14 protein-coding genes are annotated in these 13,300 nt (G+C 71.3%); 8 read left to right on the top strand and 6 right to left on the bottom strand.

Annotated features, from left to right (window positions below):
- The first annotated feature begins 32 nt into the window (after positions 1-32).
- The 3 genes from K1X13_RS12345 to K1X13_RS12335 are packed head-to-tail and all read left to right on the top strand — an operon-like array spanning position 33 to position 4,401.
- Positions 33-3,845: a multifunctional oxoglutarate decarboxylase/oxoglutarate dehydrogenase thiamine pyrophosphate-binding subunit/dihydrolipoyllysine-residue succinyltransferase subunit gene (locus K1X13_RS12345; protein WP_221025341.1), complete on the top strand. Its 3,813-nt coding sequence runs from the start codon at positions 33-35 to the stop codon at positions 3,843-3,845.
- Positions 3,846-3,860: 15 nt separating this feature from the next.
- On the top strand, positions 3,861-4,040 hold the full coding sequence (locus K1X13_RS12340; RefSeq protein ID WP_221025340.1) for a DUF6104 family protein: 180 nt from the start codon (positions 3,861-3,863) through the stop codon (positions 4,038-4,040).
- A 4-nt stretch (positions 4,041-4,044) separates the two neighbouring features.
- Positions 4,045-4,401, top strand: coding sequence for a VOC family protein (locus K1X13_RS12335; protein ID WP_221025339.1), 357 nt, complete (start codon positions 4,045-4,047; stop codon positions 4,399-4,401).
- Between the two features lie 81 nt (positions 4,402-4,482).
- Here K1X13_RS12335 and K1X13_RS12330 read toward each other — a convergent pair whose 3' ends face one another.
- The 4 genes from K1X13_RS12330 to K1X13_RS12315 all read right to left on the bottom strand — a co-directional run bounded on the left by K1X13_RS12330 (position 4,483) and on the right by K1X13_RS12315 (position 7,955).
- Positions 4,483-5,175, bottom strand: coding sequence for an SDR family oxidoreductase (locus K1X13_RS12330; protein WP_221025338.1), 693 nt, complete (start codon positions 5,173-5,175; stop codon positions 4,483-4,485).
- A gap of 10 nt (positions 5,176-5,185) precedes the next feature.
- Entirely contained in the window at positions 5,186-6,154 is a 969-nt protein-coding gene (locus tag K1X13_RS12325) for a zinc-binding dehydrogenase (RefSeq protein ID WP_221025337.1), read from the bottom strand.
- Positions 6,155-6,269: 115 nt separating this feature from the next.
- Positions 6,270-7,466 (bottom strand): NAD(P)-dependent malic enzyme, encoded by a 1,197-nt coding sequence (locus K1X13_RS12320; protein ID WP_221025336.1) that lies wholly within the window; start codon positions 7,464-7,466, stop codon positions 6,270-6,272.
- A gap of 177 nt (positions 7,467-7,643) precedes the next feature.
- On the bottom strand, positions 7,644-7,955 hold the full coding sequence (locus K1X13_RS12315; protein WP_308249533.1) for a S24 family peptidase: 312 nt from the start codon (positions 7,953-7,955) through the stop codon (positions 7,644-7,646).
- 93 nt (positions 7,956-8,048) lie between these two features.
- Here K1X13_RS12315 and sodN point away from each other — a divergent pair, with 93 nt between their 5' ends.
- The 3 genes from sodN (at position 8,049) to K1X13_RS12300 (ending at position 9,764) form a co-directional block, all read left to right on the top strand.
- Positions 8,049-8,450 (top strand): superoxide dismutase, Ni, encoded by a 402-nt coding sequence (gene sodN, locus K1X13_RS12310; protein WP_221025335.1) that lies wholly within the window; start codon positions 8,049-8,051, stop codon positions 8,448-8,450.
- Between the two features lie 109 nt (positions 8,451-8,559).
- Complete coding sequence (locus K1X13_RS12305; RefSeq protein ID WP_221025334.1) at positions 8,560-8,943, top strand: ATP-binding protein; 384 nt, start codon at positions 8,560-8,562, stop codon at positions 8,941-8,943.
- Between the two features lie 2 nt (positions 8,944-8,945).
- Positions 8,946-9,764 carry an RNA polymerase sigma factor SigF gene (locus K1X13_RS12300; RefSeq protein ID WP_308249532.1) on the top strand — a complete coding sequence of 273 codons (819 nt, stop codon included), beginning with the start codon at positions 8,946-8,948 and terminating at the stop codon, positions 9,762-9,764.
- Positions 9,765-9,811: 47 nt separating this feature from the next.
- On the opposite strand, the gene K1X13_RS12295 is transcribed toward K1X13_RS12300, so the two are convergent.
- The gene (locus tag K1X13_RS12295) at positions 9,812-10,240 is read right to left on the bottom strand and encodes a hypothetical protein (protein ID WP_221025333.1); all 429 of its coding nucleotides are present in this window, start codon (positions 10,238-10,240) and stop codon (positions 9,812-9,814) included.
- 349 nt (positions 10,241-10,589) lie between these two features.
- Between K1X13_RS12295 and K1X13_RS12290 the strand changes: the two genes are divergently transcribed.
- Positions 10,590-10,841, top strand: a complete 252-nt coding sequence (locus K1X13_RS12290; RefSeq protein ID WP_221025332.1) for a WhiB family transcriptional regulator — start codon at positions 10,590-10,592, stop codon at positions 10,839-10,841.
- 50 nt (positions 10,842-10,891) lie between these two features.
- Here the strand turns inward: K1X13_RS12290 and K1X13_RS12285 are convergent, their stop codons facing one another.
- On the bottom strand, positions 10,892-12,352 hold the full coding sequence (locus K1X13_RS12285) for a sensor histidine kinase (RefSeq protein WP_221025331.1): 1,461 nt from the start codon (positions 12,350-12,352) through the stop codon (positions 10,892-10,894).
- 68 nt (positions 12,353-12,420) lie between these two features.
- Here K1X13_RS12285 and K1X13_RS12280 point away from each other — a divergent pair, with 68 nt between their 5' ends.
- Positions 12,421-13,290: a DUF2785 domain-containing protein gene (locus tag K1X13_RS12280; protein WP_221025330.1), complete on the top strand. Its 870-nt coding sequence runs from the start codon at positions 12,421-12,423 to the stop codon at positions 13,288-13,290.
- The last annotated feature ends 10 nt before the right edge of the window (positions 13,291-13,300 follow it).

The following is a 13,300-nucleotide window of genomic DNA, read 5'->3' as shown; positions in this document are numbered from 1 at the left end:
TAAGAGACGCAGCGGAAGAGGCGATTCAGGCCGTGGCCGAATCTTCGCAAGGCAACCCCGTCGACAACGCCCTCGCGGCGTTCGGAGCCAACGAGTGGCTCGTGGACGAGATGTACGAGCGTTACCAGCAGGACCCGAACAGCGTGGACAAGGCCTGGTGGGACTTCTTCCGCAACTACACCCCCGGTGAGCACGTCACCGACAAGCCGAACGGCACCGGCAAGCCCGCCGGCCAGGCGCGCACCGCGCCGACGGCTTCCTCCCCCGCCGCACCGGCCACGCCCGCGGCTCAGTCCGCGCCCGCCGCGCCCGCCAAGACCGAGGCGGCGCCCGCCGCCAAGCAGGAGTCGAAGCCGGCCCCGGCCCCCAAGCCCACGGTGAAGACCGCCGCCTCCGCCAACCCGCGCGCCGACCAGACCCCGGCCAAGGCCACCCCGAAGACCGGCGCGCCGGTCCCCAAGGAGCCCGAGCCGTCCTCCCGCGCCGAGGCCAGCGACGAGCCCGACCTGACCGTTCTGCGCGGCGCCCCCGCCCGCACCGCCCAGAACATGGACCTCAGCCTGAGCGTCCCCACCGCGACCAGCGTCCGCTCGGTCCCGGTCAAGCTCCTGATCGACAACCGCACCGTCATCAACAACCACCTCGCCCGCGCCCGCGGCGGCAAGGTGTCGTTCACCCACATCATCGGCTTCGCGCTGGTCAAGGCGCTCAAGCAGATGCCGGAGATGAACAACGGCTTCGACGTCATCGACGGCAAGCCCAACCTGATCCAGCCCAAGCACATCAACCTCGGCCTCGCCATCGACATGGCCAAGCCCGACGGCACCCGGCAGCTGCTCGTGCCGTCGATCAAGGGCGCCGAGACCATGGACTTCGCGGCCTTCTGGACCGCCTACGAGGACATCGTCCGCAAGGCGCGCAACAACAAGCTCGCGGTCTCCGACTTCCAGGGCACCACGATCAGCCTGACCAACCCGGGCACGATCGGCACCAACCACTCCGTGCCGCGGCTGATGAAGGGCCAGGGCGCGATCATCGGCGTCGGCGCGATGGACTACCCGCCGGAGTACCAGGGCGCCTCCGACGAGACGCTGCAGCGCAACGCGGTCAGCAAGGTCATGACGATCACGTCGACGTACGACCACCGCGTCATCCAGGGCGCGCAGTCCGGCGACTTCCTGCGCCGCCTGCACAACCTGCTGCTCGGCGAGGAGGGCTTCTACGACGAGATCTTCCGTGCGCTGCGCATCCCCTACGAGCCGATCCGCTGGGCCAAGGACATCTCCGCGACCCACGACGACGAGATCAGCAAGCAGGCCCGCGTCCTCGAGCTGATCCACGCCTACCGGGTGCGCGGCCACATCATGGCCGACACCGACCCGCTCGAGTACCAGCAGCGCAGCCACCCCGACCTCGAGGTGGAGACGCACGGGCTGACCCTGTGGGACCTCGACCGCGAGTTCGCGACCGGCTCCTTCGGGGGCACCGGGCGCCGCTTCATGAAGCTGCGCGACATCCTCGGCATCCTGCGCGACTCCTACTGCCGCACGGTCGGCATCGAGTACATGCACATCCAGGACCCCGAGCAGCGCCGCTGGATCCAGGAGCGCGTCGAGCAGCCGCACGTGAAGCCGCCGCGCGAGGAGCAGCTGCGGATCCTGCTCAAGCTCAACCAGGCCGAGGCGTTCGAGACCTTCCTGCAGACCAAGTTCGTCGGGCAGAAGCGGTTCAGCCTCGAGGGCGGCGAGACCACGATCCCGCTGATCGACGAGGTCTGCGAGGCCGCCGCCGAGAGCGAGCTCGACGAGGTCACCATCGGCATGGCCCACCGCGGCCGGCTCAACGTGCTCGCGAACATCGTCGGCAAGAGCTACAGCCAGATCTTCCGCGAGTTCGAGGGCAACATCGACCCGCGCACCGTGCAGGGCTCCGGCGACGTGAAGTACCACCTCGGCGCCGAGGGTGCGTTCACCGCCGGCACCGGCGCGAAGATCAAGGTCTCCGTCGCCGCGAACCCGTCCCACCTCGAGGCCGTCAACCCGGTCGTGGAGGGCATCGCCCGCGCCAAGCAGGACATGCTGAACCGCGGCGCGGAGTTCCCGGTGCTGCCGCTGCTGGTGCACGGCGACGCCGCGTTCGCCGGCCAGGGCGTGGTCGCCGAGACGCTGAACCTGTCGCAGCTGCGCGGCTACCGCACCGGCGGCACGATCCACGTCGTGGTCAACAACCAGGTCGGCTTCACCACCTCCCCCGCCGCGTCGCGCTCGTCGCTGTACTGCACCGACGTCGCGCGGATGGTCCAGGCGCCGATCTTCCACGTGAACGGCGACGACCCCGAGGCCTGCATCCGCGTGGCCCGGCTCGCGTTCGAGTACCGCCAGGCGTTCAAGAAGGACGTCGTCATCGACCTGGTCTGCTACCGCCGCCGGGGTCACAACGAGGGCGACGACCCGTCGTACACCCAGCCGCTGATGTACGACCTCATCGAGCAGAAGCGCTCCGTGCGCAAGCTCTACACCGAGTCCCTGATCGGCCGTGGCGACATCACCGTCGAGGAGGCCGAGCAGGTGCTGCGGGACTACCAGCAGCAGCTCGAGCGGGTCTTCACCGAGGTCCGCGAGGCGACCAGCGTGCCGTCGGAGTGGACCACGGTCCCGGACTACCCCGAGAAGAGCGCCGGGGAGTTCAGCACCGCGATCTCCCAGGAGGTCCTCAAGCGGATCGCCGACGCCCACGTCAACGCGCCCGAGGGCTTCGTGGTGCACCCGAAGGTGCTCCCCCAGCTGCAGCGTCGCGCCGCGGCGATCACCGCCGGCCCGATCGACTGGGGCACCGGCGAGATCCTCGCGCTCGGCTCGCTGCTCATGGACGGCCGCCCGGTCCGCCTGGCCGGCCAGGACTCGCGCCGGGGCACGTTCGTGCAGCGGTTCGCGACGATCATCGACCGGAACAACGCCGACGAGTGGACGCCGCTGGCCAACCTCAGCGAGGACCAGTCGCAGTTCTACATCTACGACTCGCTGCTCTCCGAGTACGCCGCGATGGGCTTCGAGTACGGCTACTCGGTGGCCCGTCCCGACGCGCTGGTGCTCTGGGAGGCGCAGTTCGGTGACTTCGTCAACGGCGCGCAGACCGTGATCGACGAGTTCATCTCCGCGGGTGAGGCCAAGTGGCGCCAGCAGTCCGGCGTCGTCCTGCTGCTCCCCCACGGCTACGAGGGCCAGGGCCCCGACCACTCCTCGGCTCGCATCGAGCGGTTCCTGACGATGGCCGCGGACGAGGCGTTCACCGTCGCCCAGCCGTCGTCGCCGGCGAGCTACTTCCACCTGCTGCGCAAGCACTCGCTCGGCGAGCAGCACCGGCCGCTGATCGTGTTCACCCCGAAGTCGATGCTCAAGCGCAAGGAGGCCGCCTCCCAGCCGGCCGACTTCACCGAGGGCACCTTCCAGCCGGTGGTCCCCGACGCCGCGGTCGACAACGACGCGGTCGAGAAGGTCCTGCTGTGCAGCGGCCGGATCACCTGGGACCTCATGGTCGAGCGCCGCAAGCGTGAGGGCGACAACCCGACGACGGCGATCCTGCGCGTGGAGCAGCTGTACCCGCGCCCGGTCGAGGAGCTGAAGGCCGAGCTGGCCAAGTTCCCCAGGCTCAAGGAGATCCGCTGGGTCCAGGACGAGCCCGCCAACATGGGCGCGTGGCCGCACATGGCGCTGCACCTGACCAGCGATCTCGCCGGGACCCCGTTCTACCGGGTGTCGCGTCCCGAGTCGTCCTCCCCGTCGGTGGGCCAGCACTCCCGCCACGTGGAGGAGCAGAAGGCGCTCCTCACGCAGGCCTTCAGCTGATCGGTCGGCGCGCAGATGTACTTCACCGATCGCGGGATCGAGGAGCTCGAGAAGCGGCGGGGCGACGAGGAGGTCACCCTGGCCTGGGTGGCCGACCGTCTCCAGGAGTTCACCGACACGCACCCTGAGTTCGAGACGGCCGTCGAGCGGCTGGCCACCTGGCTGGCCCGGCTCGACGACCCGGACGACGAGTGACCGCGTGGCCGTGACCGCGATCGACCTCCAGGTCGACGACGTACCCGCCGCTGTCTCGCTGCTGCACCGCGCCTACGGGTGGACGGTGACCGCCGACGAGGACGGGTTCGGCGAGGTCATGGCCGGCGACCTGCGGATCATGCTGTCCAAGGACGCGATGGTCCCGTGGGGTGCCACCGACGGGGTGATCCTGCACGAGTACGTCGCCGACGTACCCGCCGCGGTGGAACGTGCCACCGCGGCCGGCGCCGAGCTGCTGCTGGGCCCGCTCCGGACCGACTGGGGCACCGAGGCGGCCTACCTCCGCGGCCCGGGCAACCTGGTCGTGGACCTCTGCCGCGACCAGCCCGCCGGCCCGTAGCGCAGGGGGGTCGTCCGTAGCAGCGCGGTCGATAGCGCCCGCTGACACGGACGACCGCTGCCGTACGGCGTCCTCCAGGTGTCAGCGCGGGCCCGGTCGCACCGTCACGTCGGTCATCTCCGCGTCGCGCGGCAGGTCGAGCGCGGTCACCACGGCCGTGGCCACCGACTCCGGGACGATCCACGCCTCCGGGTCGTAGTCCTTGCCCTCCTGCGCGTGCACCTTCTCCTGCATGCCGGTGGCGACCCGGCCCGGGTAGACCGAGGTCACCCGCACGCCGTGGCCCCGCTCCTCCCCGCGCAGCGAGTCCGCGAGCGCCTTGAGCCCGTGCTTGCTCGCGGCGTACGACGACCACTGCGGGTGCGCGGTGAGCCCGGCCCCCGAGTTCACGAACACCACGTGTCCGCGGGCGGCGCGTAGCGCCGGGAGCAGCAGCCGGGTGATCTCGGCGGGCGCCACCAGGTTCACGTCGAGGGTGAGCCGCCACGTCTCCGCGGAGAGCTCGCCCACCGGGCCGAGCTCCACCACGCCCGCGACGTGCACCACCGAGTCCAGCGAGCCGGGGACCTCCTGGCCCGCCAGCGCGGCCGCGAGGCCGGACGGGTCGGCGAGGTCCGCGACGAGGGTGCGCGCCCCGGGGAACCGTTGCGCGAGCTCCGCGGCGCGGTCGTCGTTGCGGGCCAGCAGCACGAGCCGGTCCCCGCGGTCGTGCAGGACACACGCGACGGCCTCGCCGATCCCGGCGCCGGCCCCGGTCAGCAGGTGGGTAGGCATGCGGGCGAACCTATCGGGTGAAGACGACCTTGCCGAACAGGTCGCCCTTGGCCATCGCCTCGAAGCCGTCCTTGGCCTCCGTCATCGGCAGGGTCTGGTCGATCACCGGACGCACTCCCGTGACGTCGAGCAGGTTCACCAGCGAGGCGAGCTCGGTGCGGGTCCCCATCGTCGAGCCGATCACCCGCAGCTGCAGGAAGAAGATCCGGGTCAGCTCGGCGTTGTCGAGGTTGGGGCCGCTCGTCGTACCCGAGACGACCAGCGACCCACCGGGCCGCAGCGACTTGATCGAGTGCGACCAGGTCGCCCGGCCGACGGTCTCCATGACCGCGTCGACCTTGACCGGCAGCCGCGCGTTGCTCTCGAATACCTCGTCGGCGCCGAGCTCGAGGGCCCGGGCCCGCTTGGCCTCGTCACGGCTGGTGGCGAGCACGCGCAGCCCGCCGGCGTGGGCGAGCGCGATCAGCGCGGTGGCCACGCCACCTCCGGCGCCCTGCACCAGGACGGTGTCGCCCGGCTTGAGACCACCCTGGGTGAACAGCATCCGGTAGGCGGTCAGCCACGCGGTGGGCAGGCAGGCCGCCTCCTCGAAGGACAGCGACGCCGGCTTGGGCACCACGTTCGACCTCGGTACGACGACCTTGTCGGCGAACGTGCCCTGGAACCGCTCGCTGAGCAGCGACCGCTTCGGGTCGAGGGTCTCGTCGCCGGTCCAGGACGGGTCGCTGATGACCGCGTGCACGACGACCTCGTTGCCGTCCTCGTCGTACCCGGCGGCGTCGCAGCCGAGGATCATCGGCAGCGCCTCCTCGCGCAGGCCGACGCCGCGCAGCGACCACAGGTCGTGGTGGTTGAGGGAGGCGGCCTTGACGGTGACCGTGGTCCAGCCGTCCGGGACGTCCGGGTCGGGACGCTCGCCGACGACGAGGCCCGAGAGCGGGTCCTCCTGGGAGAAGCCTTCTGCGTAGACAGCAAACATGGTGTCGACCTTACTCAGACGGGGACAAAGCGGGGAGGGGCGGGACGCGACCGTCCGCGGGGACACGACCGGCCCGCGGGACCCGGCCGCCGGGCCGCGACGGCGCGGTGGAGGGCTAGCGGCGGGCGACCTTGTCGCGCCGCGCCGCCTCGGCGACCGCGGCGGCGACCGCCGGGCCGACCCGGGGGTCGAACGGCGACGGGATCACGTAGTCCTCGCTGAGTTCGTCCCCCACGAGGGCGGCCAGGGCATCCGCGGCCGCGAGCTTCATGCCCTCGGTGATCGCCGAGGCCCGCACGTCGAACGCCCCGCGGAAGATGCCCGGGAACGCGAGGACGTTGTTGATCTGGTTCGGGTAGTCCGAGCGCCCCGTGGCGACCACGCGGGCATGCCGGTTGGCGATGTCGGGGTGCACCTCGGGGTTGGGGTTGGCCAGCCCGAAGATGATCGCGTCCGGGGCCATCATGGCCACCGCCTCCTCGGGGACGCTGCCCCCGGAGACGCCCACGAACACGTCCGCGCCGGCGAGGGCGTCGACGAGGCGACCCTCGCGGCCGGTGGTGTCGGCGGTGTCCTGGGCCAGCGACAGCTTGACCGGGGTCAGGTCGTCCCGCGCGGAGTTGAGCACGCCCTGCCGGTCCACGACGGCGAGGTCGCGCACGCCGGCGGCGAGCAGGATCCGGGCCACCGCGACCCCGGCCGCGCCGGCGCCGGAGATGACGACCCGGGCCGACTCCATCCGGCGGCCGGTGAGCTTCAGCGCGTTCTCGAGCGCGGCGAGGACGACGACGGCGGTGCCGTGCTGGTCGTCGTGGAAGACCGGGATGTCGAGCCGCTCCTTGAGCCGCTGCTCGATCTCGAAGCAGCGCGGCGCGGAGATGTCCTCGAGGTTGATCCCGCCGAAGCTCGGCGCGAGGCGGGCGACCGTCTCGACGATCTCGTCGGTGTCGGTCGTGTCGAGGCAGATCGGGACGGCGTCCACGCCGGCGAACTGCTTGAACAGCACCGCCTTGCCCTCCATCACCGGCATCGCCGCCCTCGGGCCGATGTCGCCGAGACCGAGCACCGCGGTGCCGTCGGTGACCACGGCCACCACGTTGGGCACCCAGGTGTAGTCGTCGGCGAGCGCCGGGTCGTCCGCGATCGCCTGGCACACGCGCGCCACCCCGGGGGTGTAGGCCATGGAGAGGTCGTCGCGACCCGCGACGGTCACGGTCGACCGGACCTCCATCTTCCCTCCGACGTGGAGGTCGAAGACGGGGTCTCCGGTGCGGGGGTTCTCGGGATCGGGCACTGCTGCTGATGCAACCATGACTGGAGCCTTCGTGTCTCGGGGAAACGACGAGCAGTTCGACGACATCGCGTGGTGAGGCGGCGGAACTGCTGAGAATCGGGGGTCTCCCTGGCTCACAGTCTTGCACAGCCGTGTCGGTGCGGTGCCGCTACCGGGCTCCTCGTGGACACGGCCGCCGGCCCGGCGCGGGCCCGCTCAGCGGCGCCGCAGCGGCCAGACCCGGCACAGCACGCGGGCCACGACGTCCGACTCGGGGATCGCGCCGACCGACCACGAGTCGACCCCCTCGCGCGGGTTGTCGCGCTCGACCCACCAGCCCCCGGGCTCGCGACGGGTGGCCCGTTTCACCGCGACCACGCCGTCGGGGAGGCGTACGACGGCCAGTCCCCCCGGGCGCGGGGACGCCCCGTGCACCACGAGCAGCCGGTCGCCGTCGTACAGGGTGGGCTGCATGGACCGTCCGCGGACGACGGCGAGGCCGACGGAGTACCCCGCTCCATCCCGCACGATGCCTGCTCCGCCCTGCTCGATCCGCGTCCGCTCCGCGGAGTAGTGTCGCAGGTGCTCGACCTACCACGTACTCGAAGGAAAGGACCAAGGATGTTCGCGCGTCTGTTCGCACCCACCCTCGAAGTCCAGGCCCACTGCGACCTGCCCTGCGGTGTCTACGACCCCGCCCAGGCCAGGATCGAGGCCGAGTCCATCAAGGGCATCATCGGCAAGCTCGCCGACAACGACGACCCTGACTTCCGCACCCGGGCGGTGATCATCAAGGAGGAGCGCTCCGAGCTGGTCAAGCACCACCTCTGGGTGCTGTGGACCGACTACTTCAAGCCCCCGCACTTCGAGAAGTACCCGCAGCTGCACCAGCTGTTCAACGAGGCCACCAAGCTGGCCGGCGCGACCGGCACCAAGGGCACGATGGACGCCAAGGCGGCCGACGACCTGCTCGCCAAGATCGACGAGATCGCCGAGATCTTCTGGGAGACCAAGAAGGCCTAGGTGTTCTGTGCACCGACACGGCGGGGTCGGGCGCGACACACGCCCGGCCCCGTCTAGGCTCTCTCTGACCTAGTAGTCACAGCGACAGCCGCCTGAAGAGGAACCCCCCGTGGCAGAGACCCGCCCCGACGTCGAGCTGAGGATCCCGGCCGACAGCGCCTTCTTGTCCGTACTCCGTACGGCGACCGCTGGTCTGGCGGCGCGACTCGACTTCACCCTCGACGACATCGAGGACCTCCGCATCGCCGTCGACGAGGCGTGCGCGATCGTGCTCCCCCAGGCCACTCCTGGTTCCGACCTGAGCTGCTCGTTCTTCCTCTCCCCCGAGACGCTGCGCGTGGCGGTCACCGCGGACTGCGACGAGCCCCGGCCGCCGAGCCGCGACGGCTTCGCGTGGACCGTGCTGTCCGCGCTCACCACGTCCCTCGATGCCCGCGTCGAGGGGGAGGCCCTCACGGTCACCCTGTCCCGCACCAGTGGCGAGAGCGGATAGCCGTGGTCGGTGAGTCAGGTACCTCAGACATCACGGAGATCCGGGCCCGGAGCGCCGAGCTCTTCGCGGAGATGCACGACCCGGCGAGCTCCCCGGAACGCCGCAAACTGATCCGTGAGGACCTGGTGCGTCTCCACCTCCCGCTCGTCGAGCACCTCACCCGCCGGTTCCTCAACCGCGGCGAGCCGTACGACGACCTGCTGCAGGTCGGCACGATCGGCCTGATCAAGGCCGTGGACCGGTTCGACACCGACCGTGGCGTGGAGTTCTCCACCTACGCGACACCGACCATCGTCGGCGAGATCAAGCGGCACTTCCGCGACAAGGGCTGGGCGATCCGCGTCCCGCGCCGGCTCCAGGAGCTGCGTGCGTCGATCTCCGCCGCGACCGCGGAGCTCACCCAGGACCTCGGCCGCTCCCCCACCGTCTCGGAGATCGCCCGCAAGGTCGGGGTCACCGACGAGGAGGTGATCGAGGGACTGGAGTCGGCCAACGCCTACGCGACGCTCTCCCTCGACGCCACCGACTCCAGCGAGGACAGCGCGCTGAGCATGCTCGACGCGATCGGCGAGGACGACGAGGCGCTCGAGCACGTCGAGAACCGCGAGTCGATCAAGCCGCTGCTCGAGCAGCTCGACCCGCGCGAGAAGCACATCCTCACCCTGCGGTTCTTCCGCGGCATGACCCAGTCGCAGATCGCGGCCGAGATCGGCGTCTCGCAGATGCACGTGTCCCGGCTGCTGACCAAGACGCTGGCGCACCTGCGCGAACGGCTCACCGAGGATCCGTCGCTCGACGGCGGCAAGTTCGTCCCCTTCTGACTACCGGCCGGACCACGGCGGGGCCCGGCCGTACGACGGGGTCCGGCTCAGCTCTCGTCGGCGAGGGCGTCGAGCGAGGCGGGGTGGAAGATCCCGGCGAGCACGACGACCGCCAGCAGGCCGAGGCCGACCGCCACCAGGGTGGTGCCGCCGCCGCGGAAGCTCCACGCCACCATCACCTGGATCAGCTGGGCCACCACGATCGGCGCCCGGGCCCAGGACCGGAGGCGGGTCACCGCCCACGCGCAGAGGGCCAGCCCGGCACCGTAGGCGACGAAGAACAGCGACGTGGTGACGCCCATGACGACACGCTCGCCGGAGACCGCGACGATCTCCGCGATCCCCTGGACGACGAGGAGCAGCGCCTCGACCGCGACGAGGGAGGCGGCAACGAGCAGCGGGGCGGGGGCGCCCTGCGTACGGCGGGGCGCGGGTCCTCCGGCGGACGGGGGCTGGTCGTCTGGCGTGGGGGTCACGGCAGCAGAGCCTACCCAGGCCGCCGGGAGCGGAGGGCGGCGCCGGCGGCGTCGTACCGGTGGCGTAGCCTGATTAGACCACCGGGGGAAGTCGACCCCTGTGACCAAAGCGACCTGGTCAAAGGGTTGCCTGCGCTCGTTTCTCTTGCAACCATCGTGGATGTCGCCGGTCACCGGGTGAACCAGACCCCGACCTGTGCGCCCAAATCCCGAAGTCGGCCCCGATCCTGTGGGTGACGTCGGGTCGTCGTGCATGTGTTCACCAACCGTGAGGCACATGCACGTTTGCACGAAAGGCCGACCGGCTTACCCGCGGGCGGTCACAGCACAAGATAAGGAGTACGTCGCCATGGATTGGCGCCACCGCTCTGCGTGCCTCGACGAGGATCCAGAGCTGTTCTTCCCGATCGGCAACACCGGTCCGGCCATCCTTCAGATCGAGGAGGCCAAGCAGGTGTGCCGACGCTGCGAGGTGCGCGAGCAGTGTCTCGCGTGGGCCCTCGAGGCGGGGCAGGACCACGGCGTCTGGGGCGGCATGAGCGAGGACGAGCGTCGCGCTCTGAAGCGCCGCAACGCCCGCGCGAAGGTGCGCACCGCCTGACTCTGTTCAGCCCGCCGGGCTGACCGGCCGCCGGCGGCTCCCGCCGACGGTCACGGGACCGGAAGGTCCAGGGCCACCCGGGTGCCCCCGCCCGCGGCCCGGCCCATCTCGAAGCCTCCCTCGAGCTCGGACTCGACCAGGGTGCGCACGATCGAGAGCCCCAGGCTCGTGGAGCCCTCCAGGTCGAACCCCTCCGGGAGTCCGACCCCGTCGTCCTCGACCGTCACGTGCAGCCGGCCCCCGGCCCGCTGCGCGGACACCACGATCTGCCCGGCGCCGTCGCCGAACCCGTGCTCCACGGCGTTCTGCAGCACCTCGGTGAGCACCATCGCCAGCGGGGTGGCGGTGTCGGCGGGCACCATCCCGAAGGAGCCCGTACGCCGGGTGGTGACGTGCGCCCCGCGCGAGCTGACCTCCGCCACCATCAGCCGCAGCCGGTCGGCCACCTCGTCGAACTCCACGTTCTCGTCGAAGGCCTGGCTCAGCGTCTCGTGCACGATCGCGATCGAGCCGACGCGGCGTACCGCCTCCTCCAGCGCGAGGCGTCCCTCGGTGCTGTCGATCCGGCGCGCCTGGAGCCGCAGCAGCGCGGCGACGGTCTGCAGGTTGTTCTTCACCCGGTGGTGGATCTCGCGGATCGTGGCGTCCTTGGTGACCAGCTCCCGGTCGCGGCTGCGCAGGTCCGTCACGTCGCGCAGCAGCACCAGCGCCCCGAGGTGCTCCCCGGTGGGCCGCAGCGGGATCGACCGCAGGATCAGCGTGGCGTCGTCGTTGCCGACCTCGGTGTCCTTGGCCAGCTTCCCGCCGAGCACGGCGCTGAGCGTCTCCTCGTCCGGGCGCCGCTTCACGGGGACCAGGCCGCGCGTGGTCCCGGCCAGGTTGAGGCCGGCCAGGTCGCCGGTGAGCCCGAGCTTGCGGTAGACCGAGAGCGCGTTCGGGCTGGCGTAGGTGACCCGCCCGACGGCGTCGATCCGCACGAACCCGTCCCCCACGCGCGGTGAGTCCGCGTGGTCCGAGCGCTGTCCCGGGAACGGGAAGAAGCCGTTGCTGATCATCTGGGTCAGGTCGGTGGCGGTCTGCAGGTAGGCCAGCTCCAGGCGGCTCGGCGTGCGGACGCCGAGCAGGTTGGTGTTCCGGCCGATCACCGCGAGGATCCGCGAGCCGCGGCGCACCGGGATCGCCTCCACGCGCACCGGAATGTCGTCGAGCCACTCCGGGTCGCCCTCGCGGGCCACCCGCTGCCGCTCGTAGGCGGAGTCCAGCAGGGGGCGGCGGCCGGTGGGGATGAACGCGCCGACCAGGTCGTCGACGTACGCCGTGGGCCCGGTGGTCGGCCGCATCTGCGCCCCGGCCCAGAACCCCCGCCCCTCCCGGTCCGGGAGCCACATCACCAGGTCCGCGAAGGACAGGTCGGCGATGATCTGCCAGTCGGCCAGGAGCAGGTGCAGCCACGCCAGGTCCTCGTCGTCGAGGTCGGTGTGGGCTCTGACCAGGTCGTTCAGCGAGGGCACGCCCGACAGCCTAGTGACCGCGTAGCCCCGGTCCCCGCGCAGCCGGGGGCGGTGGCAGGATTGGACCCATGGCATCGACGTTCTGGGAGCAGGTGAAGGCCAACGGCCTCAAGGTCCCGGAAGGACGTACCCTGCCCGAGCTCACCACCGAGCTCGCCCGGATGCTCGGCGACCCGGACCCCGCCAACCGCGACGGGATCGCCTACCCGACGCTGGCCACCTGGATCTCCCAGGGCGTGTACGACGAGCTCCTGAAGGGGCTCGGCGACGGGATGGCCACCGGCCTCGACGTGGGCCTGGGCGAGGACGGCACCGACTCCGTCTTCCGGCGCAGCTTCTCCGCGCTGGTGCTCGCCGAATGCATCGAGCGGGACAACGTCGCGCACCTGGTGCCGGTGGACACGCTGCTCGGCTGGGGCGACCACCTCGCGAGCTGGTTCGTCCGCGAGCGCGACCTGCGCGGCTACGTGCCGACCAAGGGCTGGGCGCACACGGTGGCGCACGGCGCCGACGCGCTGGGCCGGCTGGCCGAGGCCGGGGTGATGGGCCGCCTCGAGCTGACCGTGCTGCTCGACGTGATCGCCGACCGGCTGCTGGTCCCCACCGACTACCACCTCGTCAACGGCGAGGACGACCGGCTGGCGATGGCCACGATGCGGATCCTGCGCCGCGACCTGGTCGGCCTCGACGTGCTCGAGCCGTGGGTCGCCCGGCTGGCCGGCCACGCCCGCGCGCACGGCCTCGAGGACAAGGACCCCTACCTGGTCAGCGGCAACGTGCAGCGCTACCTGCGCGCGCTCTACCTCCAGGTCGCGCTGGCCCCGAACCCGCCCGCGAACCGGCCGGACCTGCTGCTCGTGCTGATCGAGCGGCTCAAGCAGAGCAACCCCGAGACGCTCGGGCCCGCCGCCGTACCGGCCGGCTCCGGGCGCGCCTGACCCACGCCTG

It is taken from the genome of Nocardioides jiangsuensis, assembly GCF_019679455.1.
GTDB classification, from domain to species: Bacteria; Actinomycetota; Actinomycetes; order Propionibacteriales; family Nocardioidaceae; genus Nocardioides_C; species Nocardioides_C jiangsuensis.
The sequence above is the reverse complement of the archived record's forward strand: the minus strand, read 5'-3'. Positions and strand labels throughout refer to the sequence as shown.